General features: G+C 63.4%; 9 protein-coding genes and 2 pseudogenes. 4 read left to right on the top strand and 7 right to left on the bottom strand.

The window, feature by feature from the left end; all coding sequences use genetic code 11:
- The first annotated feature begins 864 nt into the window (after window positions 1–864).
- The 4 genes and pseudogenes from E4Q23_RS18460 (at window position 865) to E4Q23_RS18445 (ending at window position 8576) form a co-directional block, all read left to right on the top strand.
- Window positions 865–3942 (top strand): BPTD_3080 family restriction endonuclease, encoded by a 3078-nt coding sequence (locus tag E4Q23_RS18460; protein ID WP_169068001.1) that lies wholly within the window; start codon window positions 865–867, stop codon window positions 3940–3942.
- Between the two features lie 2 nt (window positions 3943–3944).
- Window positions 3945–6797: a site-specific DNA-methyltransferase gene (locus tag E4Q23_RS18455; protein WP_169068000.1), complete on the top strand. Its 2853-nt coding sequence runs from the start codon at window positions 3945–3947 to the stop codon at window positions 6795–6797.
- A gap of 175 nt (window positions 6798–6972) precedes the next feature.
- A pseudogene (locus E4Q23_RS24950) lies at window positions 6973–8383 on the top strand (ATP-binding protein).
- A 19-nt stretch (window positions 8384–8402) separates the two neighbouring features.
- A complete protein-coding gene (locus tag E4Q23_RS18445) occupies window positions 8403–8576 on the top strand; it encodes a hypothetical protein (RefSeq protein WP_169067991.1) in 174 nt (57 codons plus the stop codon).
- A gap of 51 nt (window positions 8577–8627) precedes the next feature.
- On the opposite strand, the gene E4Q23_RS18440 is transcribed toward E4Q23_RS18445, so the two are convergent.
- The 7 genes and pseudogenes from E4Q23_RS18440 to E4Q23_RS18415 form a co-directional block, all read right to left on the bottom strand.
- On the bottom strand, window positions 8628–10850 hold the full coding sequence (locus tag E4Q23_RS18440; RefSeq protein WP_336511732.1) for a DEAD/DEAH box helicase: 2223 nt from the start codon (window positions 10848–10850) through the stop codon (window positions 8628–8630).
- 36 nt (window positions 10851–10886) lie between these two features.
- A pseudogene (brxD, locus tag E4Q23_RS18435) lies at window positions 10887–12198 on the bottom strand (BREX system ATP-binding protein BrxD).
- Window positions 12199–12648: 450 nt separating this feature from the next.
- Window positions 12649–13098, bottom strand: coding sequence for an SRPBCC family protein (locus E4Q23_RS18430; protein WP_169067999.1), 450 nt, complete (start codon window positions 13096–13098; stop codon window positions 12649–12651).
- A gap of 363 nt (window positions 13099–13461) precedes the next feature.
- Window positions 13462–13806, bottom strand: coding sequence for a transcriptional regulator (locus E4Q23_RS18425; protein ID WP_169067998.1), 345 nt, complete (start codon window positions 13804–13806; stop codon window positions 13462–13464).
- Window positions 13807–14131: 325 nt separating this feature from the next.
- On the bottom strand, window positions 14132–16855 hold the full coding sequence (gene pglZ, locus E4Q23_RS18420) for a BREX-2 system phosphatase PglZ (RefSeq protein WP_336511731.1): 2724 nt from the start codon (window positions 16853–16855) through the stop codon (window positions 14132–14134).
- The gene (locus E4Q23_RS24160) at window positions 16852–17256 is read right to left on the bottom strand and encodes a hypothetical protein (RefSeq protein WP_248595569.1); all 405 of its coding nucleotides are present in this window, start codon (window positions 17254–17256) and stop codon (window positions 16852–16854) included. The genes pglZ and E4Q23_RS24160 overlap by 4 nt, the downstream gene beginning before the upstream one ends.
- Window positions 17220–20525 (bottom strand): phage resistance protein, encoded by a 3306-nt coding sequence (locus E4Q23_RS18415; RefSeq protein WP_248595568.1) that lies wholly within the window; start codon window positions 20523–20525, stop codon window positions 17220–17222. Before E4Q23_RS18415 ends, E4Q23_RS24160 begins: the two co-directional genes overlap by 37 nt.
- Between the last annotated feature and the right edge of the window lie 37 nt (window positions 20526–20562).

The following is a 20562-nucleotide window of genomic DNA, read 5'->3' as shown; positions in this document are numbered from 1 at the left end:
GCGAAGGATAATCGGCGCACCGGCGCAGGCGAGTGTCGGCCTACGCGTTGTCGCCGCTGCCGCGAGTCGCGCCGCGCCATTTGTTCGTGCTCGGCGGGACGCCGCGCGCCTGTGCTCGCGGTCACAGCCAAAGATTGGCCTTCTGGTCTTGGATTTCCCGGTCAGCGTGACTCCTACAGCGAGGATCAGTCGGCGCCAACGCGAGCCCCACGGAGGTCGCCCCCCCGCCCAAGTTCACGCCACGCCGCCGCCGGGCAGTCGCCCGCCCTGCAAGAGATCCCCAAACGAGCAGCATCGACCCAGGTTCACCGTCACGGGGGGTGAAAAGCCTGGGCGCTCGGGCCGCACAGATAGCCTGAATTCAGCCCCTGATCGAGCCAGTTCTTGATGTGAAAGTCGCGTATGCGACTCACGAACCTCCCTTCCCCCCCTGCGGGAGAAGGGCCGGGGGTGAAGCGGGGAATTCAGGGAGCATGCTCGCTGCCCGGCGAACGATTCCGGCGTGCAAGCCGGAATGCGCACTGCAAGTGAGCGGCGGACGGGCATGACTATCATCATCCGGGGTATCTCGACTGTCATGATCGTTAGTGGCGCCGAGAACCTTCATCCGAGACGAGTTTGGCTTTCTTTTGCTTTTGGATTATGCCGGATGTTACTGTACATTCGCCTACGGTCGAGGACGTAGCGCAGCCAGGTGAGAAGGTGCTCCATCGCCATGGTCAGCCACCTCCGGCCGGGAGATTTTCCTGCATTACCTGCAGTGAGGGCTGCGCCTATCGGGACTTTTTTTGACGCGCGCCCACAGATCATTGATGCGGCAGAACAAAACCGTCTGGCCAGTGGCCAGGACAACCGATAGCGACCATGTCCAACCCCTTCTTCGACCACCCGATTCTCAACTCGCCCTACGCGTGCCCCGCAAGACATTGGGAACTGAACGAAGACGGGCAACCGACCGAGCAGGTTCTCGAAACACGCAGGCGGGCGCAGTTCATTACGCCGATTCCCCAGCCCAGGAAGCGCAAGAGCGCCGCCAAGGGAAAGCAGGAAGCGTTTGTCTTCGAAGACAGCCAGGGACTGTCAACCAAGCAGCAACAGTACGACCCCACTTCGATCATCAATCAGGTGCGCGGGCATGTCGATTCCTGGCGCGCCTTGCCCAATCCCGGCCAGTGGCAGGTGACGCCGGAGACCGCGCGCCTGCTGCAGCATTGGCGTCACCACACTTTCAGTAGCATTCGGCCATTCTTCTGCCAGGTCGAGGCCGCGGAGACGGCGATCTGGCTCAGCGAAGTTGCGCCGCTGAGCAAGCAAGGCAAGGGCATCCTCGAACATCTCGCGGCGGCCAACCAGGACGCCAATCCGGAGTTGCTGCGCCTGGCACTGAAGCTCGCCACCGGCGCCGGCAAGACGACGGTGATGGCCATGCTCATCGCCTGGCAGACGATCAATGCCGTGCGCCGCCCCGCCAGCAGGAACTTCACGCGCGGCTTTCTGATTTGCGCGCCCGGCCTGACCATCAAGGACCGTCTGCGCGTTCTGCAGCCCAATGACCCCGACAGCTACTACAAGGACCGCGAGCTGTTGCCAGGCGACATGCTCGACGACATGGGCCGCGCCAGGATCGTCATCACCAACTACCACGCCTTCAAGCTGCGCGAGCGCCTCCAGCTGGCCAAGGGCGGACGCCAGCTACTGCAGGGCCGCGGCGGCGAAGAACTGCAGACGCTCGAAAGCGAAGGCCAGATGCTGCAACGGGTGATGCCCGAGTTGATGGGCATGAAGAACATTCTGGTGATCAACGACGAAGCGCACCACTGCTACCGCGAGAAAGCGAAAGACGCTGATGATGAAGAACTGAAGGGCGACGAGCGCAAGGAAGCCGAGAAGAACAACGAAGCCGCCCGCCTGTGGATTTCCGGTATCGAGGCCGTCAAGCGCAAGCTTGGTGCAGCACGGGTCATCGACCTCTCGGCGACGCCGTTCTTCCTGCGCGGCTCGGGTTACGTCGAAGGCACGCTGTTCCCATGGACGATGAGCGACTTCTCGCTGATGGACGCCATCGAATGCGGCATCGTCAAACTGCCACGCGTGCCGGTCGCCGAGAACATCCCCGGCGACGAAATGCCGGTCTTCCGCAACCTCTGGGAGAACATCGGCAAAGAAATGCCGAAGAAAGGCCGCGGCCAGGGTGGGCAGCTCGACCCACTGAAGCTGCCGACGCGCCTGCAGACCGCCTTGCAAGCGCTCTACGGTCATTACGAAAAAACCTTCGGGCTTTGGGACGAGCGTGGCATCAAGGTTCCGCCCTGCTTCATCATCGTCTGCCAGAACACGGCGATTTCCAAGCTGGTCTACGATTACGTCTCCGGTTTCCACCGCCAGCACGAGGACGGCAGCAGCGCTCTCGAGAACGGCCGCCTGCCCCTGTTCCGCAATTTCGACGACAGCACCGGCAATCCTCTCGCACGCCCGAATACCCTGCTCATCGACAGCGAGCAGCTCGAAGCGGGCGACGCACTCGACGCCAGTTTCCGCGGCATGGCCGCCGACGAGATCGAGCGTTTTCGCCGTGAGATCGTCGAGCGCTCGGGCGATGCCCGCGCCGGCGACAACATCAGCGACCAGGAACTGCTGCGCGAGGTGATGAACACCGTCGGCAAGCCGGGACAACTTGGCGGCGCAATCCGCTGCGTGGTCTCGGTGTCCATGCTCACCGAGGGCTGGGACGCCAACACCGTCACCCATGTCCTCGGCATTCGTGCCTTTGGCACACAGCTTCTCTGCGAGCAGGTGATCGGTCGCGCGCTGCGCCGACAATCCTACGAGCTCAACGAGGAAGGGCTGTTCAACGTCGAGTACGCCGATGTTTTCGGCATCCCCTTCGACTTCACCGCCAAGCCGGTCATCGCGCCACCACAGCCGCCACGGCAAACCGTACAGGTCAAGGCGATGCGCCCCGAGCGCGACGNCCTCGAAATCCGTTTTCCCCGCGTCGATGGCTATCGCGTCGAGTTACCGCAGGAACGACTGAGCGCTACCTTCAACGACGAGTCCTTCCTGACGCTGAGCCCTGACCTCGTCGGTCCGTCGATCACCCGCAACTCCGGCATCATCGGCGAAGGCGTCGACATGAGCCTCCAGCATCTTGGCGATGTGCGCACGTCGACGCTGATCTTCGAGCTGACCAGGCGGCTTCTCTACAGCAAGTGGCGCGACCCCGGCGAGGAGCCGAAACTGCACCTGTTCGGCCAGCTCAAGCGGATCACCCGACAGTGGCTGGACAGCTACCTGGTCTGCAAGGGCGGCACCTATCCCGCCCTGCTGATGTACCAGGAACTCGCCGACATGGCGTGCAACAAGATCACCGCCGCGATTACCCGCCAGTTCATCGGCCAGCGCCCGATCAAGGCCCTGCTCGATGCCTACAACCCGACCGGCTCGACCATGCACGTCCGCTTCAACACCTCGAAGACCGACCGCTGGGAAAGCAGCTCACGGTCTTGCCACATCAACTGGGTCGTTCTCGACAGCGACTGGGAAGGGGAATTCTGCCGCGTAGCGGAAGCGCACGCCAAGGTTCGCGCCTACGTCAAGAACCATAATCTCGGCCTCGAAGTGCCGTATCGTTTCGGGTCGGCGATGCGCAAGTATCTGCCCGACTTCATCGTACTGGTCGACGACGGCCATGGTGACGACGACCTGCTGCATCTCGTCGTCGAGATCAAGGGCTACCGTCGCGAGGACGCGGTCGAGAAGAAATCGACCATGGACAGCTACTGGGTCCCCGGCGTGAACCACCTCGGCAGCTACGGACGCTGGGCCTTTGCCGAGTTCACCGAGGTGTACCAGATCGAGGCCGACTTTGCCGCCAAGGTAGAAGGCGCGTTCAACAAGATGATCGAGTCCGCCGCAGCGCAAGCGGCGACAGGGAAGCAATAGACATGGCCACGAACTCAAGCACCAAAACCGTCGAAGCGCTCAAGCACGACGAGGCGAAGCGCAAGAACATCCCGACGGCGGAATACCAGTCCGTGCTCGACGCGGAACAGCAGCAGCCGAAGCAGGTGCGCTACCCGCGCACCGTCGCTGGCGACAGCGACGAAAAATCCAACCGAAATCGCGACCTCGATCCGCAGTTCGTCTGGCGTGGCAAGGACCAGCAGGACTGGAGCGACCTCGTCGTCCACGCCCCGCCGCTGTACATCCAGGAGAAGGTGCAGCCCAAGGTGCTGATCGACGATCTGCTGCGCAGCACCAGGGAGCGAGCACACGAGGCCGGGCAGACGACGCCTGATCTCTTCGCCGACTTCAACGGCATCCCGACTGGAACCGACAAGACCGAGTTCTACCAGCACGACCAGAACTGGACCAACCGCATGATCCTCGGCGACTCGCTGCAGGTCATGGCCAGCCTGGCCGAGCGCGAGGGTCTACGCGGCAAGGTGCAGTGCATCTACCTCGATCCGCCCTACGGCATCAAGTTCAACAGCAACTTCCAGTGGAGCACCACCAGCCGCGACGTCAAGGACGGCAAGGCCGACCACATCACGCGTGAGCCGGAGCAGGTCAAGGCGTTTCGGGATACGTGGCGGGATGGGATACACAGCTACCTGACCTATCTGCGGGATCGGCTGACTGTTGCGCGAGATCTGCTGACCGAATCGGGGTCGATCTATGTGCAGATTGGCGACGAAAATGTGCACCGGGTTCGGGCGGTGATGGATGAGGTCTTTGGTGATCAGAACTTCATAAGCCAAATCAACTTCAAGACGACCGGCGGGGCAGGTTCGCCTTCAGGCGGCACCGACACCCTTGCTTCCGTGAACAACTTCATACTTTGGTTTGGGAAAAACGGGACCTTGATTAAGTATCGGCAGGCGTATAGGTCAAAAGGCGATCTCTCCGGTGGTGCAGCGGCTTACAACAAACTCGACTTCGGCGATCGCACCGACAGGCGGAGAGCCAACGATCACGAGAGAGTGAATACTCCTGACGGCGCGCGACTCTTCCGCTTCGACAACCTAACAAGCCAAAGCTCAGGAGGCCCGCAGTACTTCGAGGTCCGGTTCGAGGGCCGAACGATTCCCGTTGGAAAGAGCGGTTGGAAGACAACCTCTACTGGTATGCAACGGCTCCATATCGCGCGGCGCCTTGGACTGGCAGGAAACACGCTTAGCTACATTCGCTACATTGAAGATTTTCCAGTCTATCCACTGAACAATTCATGGGATGACACCGTCACTGCCGGGTTCGCGTCGGACAAGCTTTATGTAGTCCAAACAAACGCGAAAGTGGTCGAACGCTGCCTCCTCATGGCCACCGACCCCGGCGACCTCGTTCTCGACCCAACCTGCGGTTCCGGCACCACTGCCACCGTCGCCGAACAATGGGGCCGCCGCTGGATCACCATCGACACCTCGCGCGTCGCGCTGGCTCTGGCCCGCGCCCGCATCATGGGCGCGCGCTATCCGTTCTACCTGCTCGCCGATTCGCGTGCCGGCCAGATCAAGGAAGCCGAGGTCACCCGTTCCGCGCCGAGTTCTCAACCGGTGCACGGCGACATCCGCCACGGCTTCGTCTATGAGCGTGTGCCGCACATCACGCTCAAGTCGATCGCCAACAACGCCGAGATCGACGTCATCTGGGAGCAGTGGCAGGCGAAGCTGGAGCCCTTGCGCGAGGCGCTGAACGCGGCGCTGCAGAAATCCTGGCACGAGTGGGAGCTGCCGCGCGACGCCGACGCCAGGTGGCCGGACGCGACCAAGAAGCTGCACGGCGACTGGTGGCAGGCGCGCATCGCGCGGCAGCAGGAAATCGACGCTTCGATCGCCGCCAGGGCCGAATTCGAGACCCTCTACGACAAGCCCTACGAGGACAGGAAAACGGTCCGCGTCGCCGGCCCTTTTACCGTCGAAAGCCTCAGCCCGCACCGCGTGCTCGGCGTCGATGAGGACGACGAACTGATCGACATCCTGAACGAAGACCGCGCCGACTACGCGGCGAAACAGTCCTTCCCGCAGATGGTCCTCGAAAACCTCAAGACGGCCGGCGTGCAGCAGGCGCACAAGGAGGGGCGGATCAGCTTCACCGCCCTCACCCCCTGGCCCGGCGATCTGGTCTGCGCCGAAGGCCGCTACCTGGAAGGCAGCGCCGAAACCGGCAGCGACAAGCGCGCGGCGATCTTCATCGGCCCCGAGTTCGGCACCGTCCAGCGCGCCGACCTCGTCGCCGCCGCGCGCGAAGCCGGCGATGGCGGCTTCGACGTGCTGATCGCCTGCGCCTTCAACTACGAGGCGCACGCCACCGACTTCAGCAAGCTCGGCCGTATCCCGGTACTCAAGGCGCGCATGAACGCCGACCTGCACATGGCCGAGGACCTCAAGAACACCGGCCAGGGCAACCTTTTCGTGATTTTCGGCGAGCCGGACATCACCCTGCTCCGAGACGATGAAAATTCGCCCGACGGCAAGCTGCGACTGAAAATAAACGGCGTCGACGTCTTCAAGCCGCAAACCGGCGAAGTGGTCAGCGATGGCGCCGACGGCATCGCCTGCTGGTTCATCGACACCGACTACAACGAAGAAAGCTTCTTCGTCCGCCACGCCTACTTCCTCGGCGCCAACGACCCCTACAAGTCCCTGAAGACAACCCTCAAGGCCGAGATCGACCCGGAGGCCTGGGCGACCTTGAACAGCAATACCTCGCGCCCGTTCGAGAAGCCGAAATCCGGGCGGATCGCGGTGAAGGTGATCAATCATCTGGGGGACGAAGTGATGAAGGTGTTCAGGGTCTAGCTTTGCCTCCATGCCCTATCGACCTCTCGTTGGCAGCTATTTATATCTATTATTCAAAAGCTTGCTGCGATTTTCCGGTTAAGGTAAAAACTTTTATATTAAGGCCCGCAACGCATTCGACATGACTGACATGGCTCCATGGTCGTTCTATGGCCGCCGCTCCGAGCTGCAACAGATGCAGCGCATTCTCGAGCGGCGGCGGTGGTTCTTCCTGCAGATTTCCGGACGACGGCGTATCGGCAAGACCGCGCTGATCCAGGAGGCGCTCCGCGCAGCCGCTATCGACAGAACGCTCTACATTCAAATCCCGGATTCCGACCCTGCAGGTGTCGTAGCCGCCTGCAACGGCTATCTGGAGACGTTCGGTATCGACGCGCGGGTTTCCAGCCTCGGTGAACTGGCACAACTGATCGGGCGGCTGGCCAGCGCCGGTTACGTGGTGGCGCTCGATGAGTTCCAATATTTCCACCGCAAACAATTGGCCGACTTCTGTTCGCTGCTGCAAGCGGAAGTCGATCGCCTTGCTGCGCGTGCGGCGGAGGTCGTCGGCGGCCTGATCGTGCTCGGCTCGCTGCACGCCGAAATGACCGCCGTGCTCGAGGACCGGGACGCTCCGCTGTTCAACCGCAGCACCGATACCATCGAGTTGGGGCATCTCGACATCGCCTCGGTGCTGGAGATCCTGCGCGTCCACGCCAACGACGACCCTTCACGGCTGCTGTTTCTCTGGAATCTGTTCGAGGGTGTACCCAAGTTTTATCGCGACGCCTACGAGCAGGGGGTGCTGAACGCGGAGCGCCGACCCTTGCTGCGCAGCCTCTTTTTCTCCAGTTCCTCGCCCTTGCGCAACGAAGCGGACAACTGGTTTCTGCGCGAACTGCGCGGACGCTACGACATGGTGTTGCAGTACCTGGCCAGACATCCGGGCTGCACCAACGCCGACATCGAAGCGACGATGGTCGAGCTTTCCGGTCCCGGCGAGGTACGCCAGGTCGGGGGCTATCTGAAAGTCCTCAGCGAACGCTACCGCATGATCGAGCGGCGCCTGCCGATCTTCTCGCCGGCGCGGGCACGCAGCGGCCGCTACTACATCCGCGACAACTTCCTGCGCGCCTGGCTGTCGGCCTTGCAGCGACCTGTTTCGGCGGTCGCTTTTTTGGCCTATCGACGTCCTGATCGACCAGGCCGATGGGCGTCTAACCGACGTCGAGGGCTACGCGCTGGAAGACCTCGCGGGCCAGCTATACGAGGAGCGCAGCCGCCTGGGTATTGGCGACTTCGCGCTCAGCGAGCGCATCCGTGGTTATTGGGATCGCTCCGACGTCGAAATCGACCTCGTGGCGGTGAACGAAGACGAACAACGAATTCGCTTCGGCACCTGCAAGCGCAACCCCGAACGTCTGATTGGCTCGGCAGATGCGCTGAAGAAGAGCGCCGACCGCTTCCTTGCCGTGCATCCGAAGTTCAAAGGGTGGTCCAGCGAGTATGTGGCCATCGCCCCCGACATTGGCGAGAGCGTCAGGGCGGCATTGCAGGAGCGCGACGTATTGCCACAGAGCCTCGTCGACCTGACGGCCGGACTGTAACCGAGGCAAGAAAGCAGACATGGAATTCCGCATCGCAGATACGTTCACCGACCGCCTGGCGCGCCTGACCGGCGACGAACAGAAGGCTGTGAAAACGACGGCGTTCGACTTGCAGATCAACCCGGCCAACCTCGCCATGGGTTTCCACAAACTGGAGCGGGCGAAGGTCGCTGAGGCCCTCTCGCACAGCTAACCTCGGACTCGCCTGCGGCAGGGGCGGCCGCGGTCATGGCCATTCTCCTGATCATGCTGGTGAAAGCCCCACGCTAGCGCCCTTAATGAAAAGGCGCGCAAGCGACTCACGAAACTCCCTTCTCCCTCGCGGGAGAAGGGTCAGGGGAAGAGGGGGACGGTCATGACTTTCATCATCCGGGGTATCTCGACTGTCATGACCGTTACCCACGCCACCGAGTTCTCCGGACACGAGTCGCTGCAGATTCGCTTCATCGAGCGAGCGACCTAGAACAACTGCGGCCACCAGGTCAGAGGGAAGACAAGCAGCGAACTTCAACTGGGCGCGCACCGCCAGGCTGGCGCCAAACGCTGCTACTGCCACAGGCTCAATTCGACCCTGCCTGAGCTTCATTACCGGGACCCCCATGCCTGTCTCCAGCCACAGATCATCCACCCGTATGCTTCCAAGCTCAGCGAGTCTCAGCGCCAATGCCCTATTGACGGCACCCCCGGCAAATGTCCACCAACGCTGCCGTCCGGACGGCAGCTGCTCCAGCAGGAGCGATCCCTGGCGCTCGGGCGCGGAAATCAGGTCACGGACTTCATCGAGTTGCCGAATGCCCCGCTTCGACAGGCCCAACTCGGCATCGCCTTCTTTCAACAACACCCGGCGCATGGCCTGACAGACCTCGAAACCCAGGCAGCGCGACGTCCCGAGCCAGCGCGATTTGCCCTTCTCGTCGCTCGGCTCCACCCACACCGTGCGCCTGGACCACTCAACTGAAATCACTTTCCAGCTTCGGCCGCCAAGCAGGAGGACCGTCGGGCCGTGCTGCTGAACCGCCAGCGGATCGACATGACCCAGCTCGCTGGAACCGTGGCGTGCCGCTAGCGTCATCGGGCTCGCAAACGCCGACAGCAGGTCAAGGAAATGAGCGCGCCCGAACAGCTTCTCGCCTTCAGGCCCCATCGACGCGAGACCGCTACTGACGAACAGGACGCCTTTGGCCGCCATGAAATCAAACACCGTCGCGACCGTTTCCCGATCGAGTTCGGGGAACTGAGTTCGCGCCACGCCGACCACTTCGTGCGCAGCTAGGCCGGGGTATTCGAGCACCAGCGCCATCATCTGCTGCGCCACCATGTGCCACGGTAGCGGCGGCGGTTTGATGTGCTCGACATACCTCTCGCGCCACAGCGTGGTGATCGCACAAGCCAGCAGGAAGGCCTCGTCAGTGGTTGTCAGGAACAGGGTGTTGCGGCGGCTGCCGGTGCGCCGGCCGCTGCGCCCCATCCGCTGCAGGAACGAGGAAACCGTGCCCGGGGAGTCGATCTGAATCACGTAGTCCAGGTCACCGACATCGATCCCCAACTCCAGCGTGCTGGTGGCGACGATCACGCAGTCCTGCTCTTCGGCGAAAGCGGTTTCGGCAAGCTTCCGCTCGGACGCACTCAAGGACGAATGCGAGACGAAGGTGCGCGTGTTCAGGCGACGCAGCGCCACCCCCAGTTCTTCCACCCTGGCGCGGCTGTCACAGAAAACCAGACGTTTCGAGCCACGGTGCAGCCGTGAGATCACCGTCGCCGCATTGGCCATCGAGCCGACATGATCGATGCTGACATCGGCGTCCGTACTGAGCGACGAAGAGCCAACGACCTGGCGCTCACCTGCTCCGGCAAACCAGTCCAGCAGTTCATCCGGGTTGCCCACCGTCGCCGACAGGCCGATCCTCTGCATCGGCTGCCTGGCGTAAGCCTCGATCCGCTTGATTACTGCGCGCAGGTGCCAGCCGCGGTCGTCACCGGCAAAGGCATGCAATTCATCAACGATCACGACGCGGACACCGCCAAACCATGACGCTCGATCCAGCTTCGTCGAAATCAGCATCCCTTCGAGGGACTCCGGTGTGGTCAGCAGGATATCCGGCGCCGAGCGCCTGGCCCGTGCTTTGGTCGCTTGCCCGACGTCCCCGTGCCACACCTGCACCGTCCTGCCGACGAAGCCGGCATAGCCGGACAATCGTGACTCCAGGTTATTGAGGAGCGCCTTGATCGGGCACACGTACAGAACGCTCGGCCCCGGCCACTCCTCGGTCGCCATGCACGACAGGACGGGAAGGACTGCCGCCTCGGTCTTGCCCCCTGCCGTCGGTGCGAGGATCAGGCAATGCTTGCCTTCGAGGATCGGTGCTACCGCCTCGGCCTGCGTCGAGCGCAGGCCGGCCCAGCGCATCGAGTTGACGATGTGGTACTGCAACGCGCCGTGCAGGCGCTCAAAGGCCTCCACGCTCACTGATTGCCGCCCGGAGCGCCCAGAGCGTCCAGCTGCTTACAACTCGATGTCATCGACCGAGCTGACGCCCACGGATGCACGTTCCTGCGCGGTCATTTCGCTCTCCGAAATTGTCAGCGCATAGTGCTTGCGGGGGTCGAAGTCCTCGAACTGATCGACGCGATCCATCACGTCGGCAACCAGCTTCTTCAGGAACAACCGCGGAGACACGCCGACCCTGCCGCCCAGGTTCCCGGTGACGGCCTTGGCCAGGGACTCGACGTAAGCGTCGTCGACCAGAGCATGCACCCGATTGCCGGCAACGGCACCTTCGGCATAGATGTCGCGCACCTTGTGTCCCACTTCGAGCAGCGAATCGTGACCGAAAGCTGGCAGGCGCACCTGCACTGCGCGCGGGTTGTCGAAGCGCGAGTCGGTACCGAAATCGACGTGCAGTCGTTGTGCCAGCGGAGCGAGGCGCTGAATGCCTTGAGCCCCCTCATAGAAGGCCTGAGTGCCGGTGATCAGGAGATATAGCCCCGGAAAACGACCGGCGTCGATCTCGTCGATCCACTGGCGCAAGGCATTCAAGCCCCGCTCGCGGGTATCGGCGCGCATGCGTTGCAGGGTCTCGACTTCGTCCAATACCAGCAGCAGGCCGCCATAGCCCGAGTCGCGCAGCATGGTCAGCAAGCCGGACAGGAAGTTGGTCGCGCCGAAGTGATCGATATCGCCCTTCACACCAGCCGAGCGCCGAATCGATGCCGCGACGTTGGGCTGGCCGCTGAGCCAGGCCATCAGCCCATCGGCCGTGGCCTTGTCGCCGGCCTGCAGCGCGCGGCGGTAGGCGCGAAGCGTGGCTGAAAAAGCCGGTGCTACCCTGCTCACGCCGGCCAATCTCGCTTCCATCAGTGCCTCGGTCCTGGCGAGCAAGCTCACTTCGTCCGTCGGGTCGAGGCTGCTGTCTTCCAGCACGTCGCGCTCCAACGCATAGAACCAGCCATCGACGATGCCGCGGAACGCACCTTCGCCGCTGTCCGCCGTGGCAATGCGTTCGACCAAGCGGCGGTACACCGTTTCCAGGCGATGCAGCGGCGTCTCCGTTTCCGAGATCTGCACCTCGCTGGTCGCGAGACCACGCGCCCGGGCTCGTTCCTGCAGCCAACGGCCAAAAAAAAGTCTTGCCCGAGCCGTATTCGCCGCGGATGGCCTTGAAAGCTCCGCGCCCGGTCGCCACGGCGTCCAACTCTTCATCGAGTGTTCCCTGCAGGCGGCCATAGCCCACGGCCAGCGCATCGAGGCCAGCCTTAGGAACCGTGCCGCGTCTCAAGGCCTCGATGACTTCGGCTCGGCGTTGCGGACTAATCACTTATGTACCCTCATTGCCTACTTCACCCGGCAGCGACTCGCCGAAACAACGGAAAGCCGCTGCCGATCACGATGCAAACTCGACCAGGGGTTCGGACGAGTTCTGCTGAACTGATTTGTTCTTGGCTTGAAAACGACCGCGTCCGACCCTGCGCAGAAGTAGTCCGACGCGGAAAGCGGATGCTCACGGTTTTCGTTCAACGGCGGCCGAAGGCAGTCCGTTGGAACGAAGGGTTGGGCGGCACCTTGTTAATGTGAAAGTCGCGCAAGCGACTCACGAAACTCCCTTCTCCCTCGCGGGAGAAGGGTCAGGGGTGAGGCGGGGAATTCAGGGAGCATGCTCCCTGCCCGGCGAACGATTACGGCGTGCAAGCCGGAATGCGCACTGCAAGTGAGAGGGGGAAACGGTTATGACTTTCATGATCCGGGGTATCTCGACATGTCATGACCGTTAGCCGGGGATCTCTGGCTCGACGAGCGTCGCCAGCTGCGCGAGGGACTCCTGCCAGCCGAGGTAGCACATCTCTACAGGAATGACCTCGGGGATACCTTCCTGGACTATGTGCAGCTCGGTGCCGCAGGAAACCTTGGTGAGAGTCACCGTAACCTGAAGTTCCCCGGGCATGTTCGGGTCGTCGAATCTGTCCGTGTAGCGAAGGCGTTCGTGCGGCACGAGTTCAAGGTACTCACCGCCGAAGGAGTGAGCGTTCCCTGTATTGAAGTTTGTAAAAGACATCTTGAAGCTTCCGCCGACCCTGGCATCCATGTGGTGGACTGTGCAAGTGAACCCGTATGGCGGGATCCACTTTGCCATTGCATCTGCCTCAAGGAAGGCTCGATAGACGCGCTCCGGCGGTGCTCTGAAAACGCGATGCAGTTGTACGGTACCTGTTGTTGGCATTCGTGATTCTCCTTGGGATGCGCTGGGTAGTGGGAGGCCGGTCTCACCTTGCTGCTGAGGAGTCACGTTCTTTGTCGTGACGCCGAGCGAATTTGCTGCCCAACTCCGGCGCCGGTTCCCTAACCCGGCGTTGCTTGGGATGCTGGAAGCCTTGCCGCAGCAGGCTTTGCCCCCGATGTTTGGTGCTTCCATCCAGCGCTAAAAATCGTGCATAGCGGCATTTCGCTGGCTAGATCGATAGCATACATCCAGGCCGCTTCAAGGACTGCTTGCGGCAGAGTTCTTTACCGTCTCCTTCTGCCCGGGAGGGCACCAAGCGCAAGATCTTTCGTTTCTTGCCGCAAGCGTTGGCGTCCTCGAAAACTACGCCGCCGTCAGAATGAAATCTACATGCACCGCATCGTAAGGAAAACGAAACCCTGCTTCGTCTCGCTCGACCAGCCCCGCTGCCAGCAATGAATGCACGTCTGTATGCACACCGCGCACGTCGCGCGCCACGCGCCGTGCGATTTCCCGCAATGGCAGCGGGCCCGCACCGGTCATCAGCTTGAGGATGTCCCAACGCAGCGGCGTCAGCGTGCGCCATAGCGCCCGCTCATCGACAAAGCCGATAAAAGGCGTGGCGCGCTCGCCGGTGGTCATTGCGCGCGTGAAGCGAGCATTGATCTCTGCCCGCGACGCAACGCCGATGGTTACGGTGTTGGTCATGTCACTTTCTCCAGTCATCGACGGGTGTTGGTCATGTCACTTTCTCCAGTCATCGACGGCGGTCCAGAAGTCCGCCAGGAGTTGTTCCAGCGAGGTGAAGAGGTAAGACGCGTCCGCTTCGCCACGGTGGAAGTGGTCGCCCTTGCGGGTAGCGGTCAGCGAGGATCAGGACGGCTGGCATGCGGTAAATGCTAACAACGACAATGGGTGCTGTAAATCAAATCAACAGGCGGCGACCCGCGACGACGGTACACCGTCAACGCTTTCGGAAGCCCTGCCCCGTCTGCAGTTCGAAGCACCGGCAGTTTCCGCCGCACTCCGCCCCTCATCGCACCGCCACCCGAAACTGCCGCCCCAACAATTCCCGGTTCAGCTCCACCGTAGCCGCCGTTTCGTCGAGTACCAGTACCGCGGCTTGATCAAGGTTGAGCACGCGCCTGGCGGCATTGACAAAGCCGCTGATGCGCATCGCGGGCATGCCGAGGCGCTGTGCGAGCGCTGCTTTGGAAAGCTTTCCGCCACGAGCCGCCAATGCTTCCAGCAAGGAGCGCACGTCGGCATCGCTCGGTGCCACGCGCGCCGCCAATGCTTTCTGCGCTGTGTAGGCGGGCGACGCCTGCAGAGCGTCGATCCAGTTCACTGCGGTGTCGGGTGACGCCGCAAGCAGCGTCCCAGCGAACAGGTCGATCTGCGGTGTCGGCGCCGCCAGCGGTTTCGCTTTGGGCGGCTTCTTTGCGAGCGCCGGCGTTTCAGGGCCTCCTGTCGGCAATGCGGCCTCCAGCGGCGCCCACCAATCCGGTTGTGGCGCAGCCGCGACCTGCCAGCCCTTGAGCACCATGTTGCGTGGTGTGAACACGCTCAGCGGCACGACGACTTCCTGTGCCGATACCCCGCCGTGATAGCCGTTCTTTTTGGCTCCGTGGCGGACGCCTTCCGACCACGTGCAGAGCACCGCGCTGCCGGATGGCGTCTTCAGGCGACCACCTTCGAAGAGCAGCTCGCTTTCGTCCGGCGTACCCGACGGCAGCCGCCAGCGATCGCCCTCCCCCTGGCCACGCTGCACCGTGCCAGCGTCGATCACATGGCCATGGTCGGCGGTGACCACCACCACCCGCCGCGCCCGACGTGCTTCGCCCAACAAGGGCCCAAGCAGCCGCAGATCGTCGATCGTCCAGCGCACCTGGATCTGGTTCGAGCCGCTCAGGTGGTCGTCGACGGCGTTGTAGACGACGGCCACCACCTGCTGCTGTGTCGAGGCGATCGCATCGCGAACCGTCGACGACAAGCCTTCGGCGTCCGAGAGATCGCCCTTGTGGAACAGCACCGGCCTGCTTCCGGCGCGCGACGCGCCGACGAGGGCAGGATGCGTCGCGAACGCGCTCTTCTCCTGCGCTGCTGCACCGACCACCAGGCGACCCGACAACAGGCTGCTCCGGCTCACTTCGGTAATCGTCGGTAAGGCGGCGATAGCGACCGCCAGTGTCATCGGCGCGCACGTGACCTGCTCGTCCCAGCCCCGGGTCTCAAGGTCCTCGAAAAGCTCCCGAAAGATGGGGTAACTCAGTCCGTCCGCTACCAGCAACAGCACCGGAGTTTGCTTTGCCAGCGGGGCGAGGAAGCGTTCGACGATCGCTTCCACCGGCATGCATGCGGGCTCTGCCCGGGGCTCGCGATTCCAGACCTGCAGGGCTTTGGCAAAGCTTTGATTGAAGGCCTCGGCTCTTGTGCGTGCCGCGTCGCGCAAGGCAACAAAGGCTGAAGAAAGGCCCGGCAGCTCGTCGCCGCCGAGCAGTTTGAAACGTGCCCAATCGACGAAGGCGCCTTGGTGGGCATAGCCTTGCGCGAGCTCGGCGAAGCCGCTTGCCTGACGCCCGCTCGAACCTTTGCTGTCTGGCCGCTCGGCCATCATCCATCGACACAGGCGAACGGCCATGTTCACGCGCAGCATGCGTGTGCTTGTCGGATCGGCATGGGCATGGCGTGTTACCGAATCGGCCGCGCCTTCGATGACCTGAAGTTGTGCCGTCGCCGGCCCGGCGATGAAGGCCTTGAGCGCATCCGCGAGTAGCGCAAGCCGCTGCTCCAGGCCGAGTGGAAGCACATCGCTCAGATGCGCGTAGGCATCAACATGCAGCTCGCGCAACAGCCACTCGGCGCGTTCGATCACCTCGTGACGCAAGGCCGGCGTCAAGGCCTTCAGGCACCTTGCCGCGTCGTTCGCCCACGCGCGCCCCTCGGCAATGCCGATGCGCTTGTCCCCCATGAAGCGCTCGAGACGAATCGCGGCGGCGGCAAGCTCATGCACGCCTTCGCCCTGAGCGGACAACAGCACGCCGCACACCAGTCCGAGCGGGACGGCATCCTGCGTGTTGCCAGCCATTACGCAACCCATGACCAGCGTGCCTACCGCTCCGGCCGAATCGCCAAACCAGGCGGCGATCGGCGCCTTGGCCTGAGCGGGCAGAGCTTCGAAATACCCGGCCGAGTCGGCGCCCAGAGACCAGTTCAAAAGCATTGCCGCATCCGGCTGCGCTGCCTGCAGAGTCAAACAGCGGCCAAGGACATGACGCCACGCCGTGTCCATATCGAGGAAACCGTTGGGCACGGGCGGGTATGCACCCATGCTGGAGCGCTCAACGAGCAGTTGCGCCATCCACCGGAAACGGCCGAGTCGCGCGTCGATCTCGCGCGCCTTGAAAAGCTGCTGCACCATGCCCCAGGCGTCGGGCTGAAAGACCTGCGCGCGGGCCAGTCGCGCGACGACGTCGCCGCCCAGATCGCGTGCGGACAGCGGCGTCAGCACGATGAGCCCGGCCCCGGCCTGCTCGTCGGCCCCCTCTTCCAGCGCGGACAGCGCTTCGCGGGCCATCAACGGACTTTCGCACCAGCGCAGCCGGAACGGCCGGCCCGACAGCTTGATGGCGTCCGGCCATACCGCCTTCGTCCTGGTCTGGATGGCGATGACTTTTGCATCGCTCGCACGCTCCAGCACCGCGAGCGCCTGCGCCTCGATCTGCGGCAAGGTCAGCGGTCCTGCTGGTCCGGTCACTCGCTGCTCCCCGGCCGTTCGAGCCGCCACGAAATCGACAGGCGCAGGTCGGTGTCCTTGTCGAGTTTGGCGTGCAGATCGTCGAGCAGGGCCCGCGCCTGCGTGCTTTCAAGGTCAGCCGCTGCGGATTCCTGCACGATCACCGCCGGCACGAACGGCGGCGGCGGCGGCGGCGGTGGAGGTGGAGGCGGTGGCTGTGGCGGCTGTGGTGGCTGCGGCGTCACGGTCAGCAAGCGCACGGCCTTGCCACGCTGCTCGTCGAGCGCCACCTTCAAGCCAATCGCATGCTCGTCGGCCGCCAGTGTCTCGCACACCTTGGCGACAATCGCCCGCGCCGCGGTTTGCCGCTCGTCGCTGAGCGTCTTCATCGCCTCGAAGATGTCCCACGCTCCGGTGCGCACCGCTTCATCCAGTTCACGTGCCTGGCCAGGGTCCGGCACATGGCGACCTCTGAGGTCTCGATCGTTGCACCGGCAACAGTCGTAACCACTGCCGCGCTTTCGGCATTCAACAGGCCGGCAAGCAAGGCCAGCGCGGAACGTGCCGTCTGCAGGCGATGGTTGTCGCCAGCGGCCGGGAACAAGGCGGACTTCTCGGTCAGCGTCTTGACCAGGCTGCCGATCGACTCCCGTGCTTCACGTGCCCTGGCCTGCATTTCTTCGGCCAGCCTGGCGACGTTGCCCGCGTTGCGCGATGTCGGGATGGTCAGGCCGAACAGCGCGGCGGCACGCTTGCAGGCGGTTTCCCAGTCGCCCGGGTCGGGCAGCGTCTGCTCACGCAGTTCCAGGTCGTCCGGCATCTGATCGATGCCCGGCGTGTAGGGGACCTTGCCGCGCACGAAGCTGCGGTTGGTCTGCCCGGCGAAGCTGAGGATGATCAGGTTCTGCGCTTCGCTCGGCAAGCCCATCGCCAGCGGCTGGTCCAGCCACCTGCGCAGATTACCCACCGTGATTGTGGCGCTCTCCTTGGCCTGCTCGCGGAGGAAGTGCGAGCGCCAGTGGTTGCCCAGCACAAAATGCGTCTCACCGGTCTTGCCCAACTGCACCGGGTCGGCGATCGAGCGAATCAGTTGCCGCAGCACGCGGTCGCCGACCGGCGCGCGCCCGTCGGCGGTCGCGATGGCACGCTCCAGTTCCGGCCACACTTTCTTTACGGCGGCCGGTTTCACTTCGGCATCGAAGACCGGATGCGCCGGGTACTGGTGTCTGAAGAGCTGGTCGAGCAGAGCTTCGAAGGCCGATTTGAGGTTCGCCCCCACCGGCGGCAGCGGCGTCAGCGTCTGGTCGAGCGAGCGAAACTGATCTTCGGGCGCCAGCGGATTCACCACCGCATCGCGCGAGTCGCCGGCAATGCCGTAGGCGACCTCGAGATACTGCCGAACGCGCTGCTGCAACTGGTCACGCTGGTTGCGCAGCAGGGCCTGCGCCGGTGCGCGATCGACCAGCGCCAGGTGGGCAGCCAGCTCGTTGAAGCGCTCCCCGGTCAGGATGTAGTCCAATACCACCAGGCGGCCCAGGTCATGCTGCGCCTTGGCGCTGAAGAAAGACGGCAACCACACCAGCGTCTGCGTGTCGTCGCCGCGATACTTCCCGAGACGAGCCAGGTCGTCTGCCGGGGTGAACGTCGAGTCGTCGAACGGGAAGTCGATGATCACCGTCCAGCTACCCGGGCGCCCACGCAGCTTGTCGTCCGACAGCTCGCGGACGTTCTCGAACAGCACTTCCACCTCGCGCCTGGTCCCGCGCCAGAGCACCGTGTAGGTGGCGAACAGGTCGTTGCTGTCGGTCACGCCGAGTTGCTCGAACAGCATCTCGCGTACGCGGCGCCGACGGTTGCCCGGGTTATCGCTGGAGGCCGCAGGCCCGCGCACGATGGGCTCGATGTCGACGCCGGTGACCTGGATCGAGATCAGCGAGTTGGTATCGTCGGTGACCTTGATTTCGCCGATGTCGGCCGCCCACTCCTTGCACTTGCGCAGCACGTCCTGGGTTTCCCGGCCGGGAATGGGCGAGCGGATCGTGCCGTGGTTCAGTGCGGCCAGACGCTGCGCCGTCAGGGCTTTCAAGGAATCGACTTCGGGAACGAGGGCGCTCAGCAGCAGCGTCTTGATCAGCCGCGCGTCGTTGCGCAGCACTCGGGCCCTGGCCGGGTCGGCGTCGCCGATACGAATGTTTTCCCAGGTCACGCCATGCTGCCGTTCCAGATGCGGCAAGAGCTTCTGTTTGTAGAGCCGCTTGGCGTTGTCGAAATGGATGCGCATCGCTTCCGAGAACGGCTCGTCGCCATCGGCGATCACATCGAACAGGTCGCCAACCGGGATGATCTGGCCCAGTTCCAGGTCATCGCGCCGATCGACCAGCAGTTGCAGCATCAGCTTCAAGGCCGTGCGCTCACGCTGCAAGGCCTCCGATACGGCAATCAGGGTCTGCACCAGTGCCGGGCTGAAGGGGTAGACCTTGCGGAACATCTCCTTGTCCGCGGTCTCGGTCAGCAAGGTATTCCAGACCTCGGGCCTGACTTTCTGGAATTCGTCGAAGGCATTGCCCAGAGTCTGCCGGGCCGCTTCGGACAAGGGTTTGAGCAGCCGCTTCTCGGCAATCGCCGGCAGGTTGCGGTCTTCGAGCGTAATGCGATGGAAGCGCGCCTCCCAGTGGCGCAGCACGTCGCTGAACTGCAGTTGCAGCGAGCCGGCGAGGTTCTCGCCGACCAGTTCGCGCAGATCGCGTTGCCGCGCGACAAAGCTGACCAGTGGAATCGGCCGATCGGCGTTGCCGGCTTCGACCAGCTTGACCAGCTTGGTGCCCTCGCTACTGACGAAGCTGACATCGGCCGCCCGGCTGGCCAGCCAGAGGATCAGTTCATCGAGGAACAGGATCACCGCATCGTAGCCAAGCGCCCTGGCATGGCGACTCATGATGCTGAGGCCGTCGTCGAGCGGCACGAAGGCTTCGCCGCGGCTCTCGGCAACGTCGGCAATGGCCGTGAAGTAGCAGCTGATCAGGTCGCCGACCAGGCGCACGCGGTCGTCGCCACTCGGTGGCTCGAGCATCGCGGCTTCGAAGCTCGTGGCATCCCAGCCGCCACTCAGCTCACCCCAGCCGCTGTCGCCGCCGTTGCCGGCGTCCGACCCTGCGTTCAGATCACGGAAGAAGGCCTCGTCACCGAGACGGCCACGCATGCGCAGCGCATCCTCGAACAGGCGCTCCGACAGATAAAAACCCGGAATGGGCGCGTCGGGATGCCGCTGGCGCACGAACTCGGCGTAGCCGCCGAGGATCGCCGACTCCATGCTGCGCGCGCCGATCATGTGATACGGCACGAGCAGGAACTTGCGAGTCTGCGTCCAGTCATTGTGCTGGGCGACGACGTTGGCCAGCTCGGGCAGCGAGCGGGCCAACACGTTGTTGTCGAGCAGCAGGTTGAGCACGGCCATGAAGTGGCTCTTGCCGGAGCCGAAGCTGCCATGCAGGTACGCCGCCTTGCTGCTGCCCCCCTGCACCGACTGCTTGATGAAGTTCAGCGCGTCATTGAAGCAGGCGTTGAGCTGCGGGGTCACGACGTAGTCGCGCAGCGTCGCTTCGGCATGTGCCACGCCCTCGGCCAGCTTCAGGACGAAGTCGCCCTGGTGCACCTGCTCCGGGATGGCGATCAGTTCTCTGATCAGGGGCATTTATTCTCTTTCTCCCAACGCGGCAGATCCGGAACCA

This window comes from Candidatus Accumulibacter phosphatis (genome assembly GCF_012939955.1).
GTDB lineage: Bacteria > Pseudomonadota > Gammaproteobacteria > Burkholderiales > Rhodocyclaceae > Accumulibacter > Accumulibacter delftensis.
This window is presented reverse-complemented; position numbering and strand designations above follow the sequence as displayed.

Coding starts and splice junctions, on each gene's coding strand:
- E4Q23_RS18455 (WP_169068000.1), top strand. CDS start 3,945: ATGGCCACGAACTCAAGCACCAAAACCGTCGAAGCGCTCAAGCACGAC.
- E4Q23_RS18445 (WP_169067991.1), top strand. CDS start 8,403: ATGGAATTCCGCATCGCAGATACGTTCACCGACCGCCTGGCGCGCCTG.
- E4Q23_RS18430 (WP_169067999.1), bottom strand. CDS start 13,098: ATGCCAACAACAGGTACCGTACAACTGCATCGCGTTTTCAGAGCACCG.
- E4Q23_RS18425 (WP_169067998.1), bottom strand. CDS start 13,806: ATGACCAACACCGTAACCATCGGCGTTGCGTCGCGGGCAGAGATCAAT.
- E4Q23_RS18415 (WP_248595568.1), bottom strand. CDS start 20,525: ATGCCCCTGATCAGAGAACTGATCGCCATCCCGGAGCAGGTGCACCAG.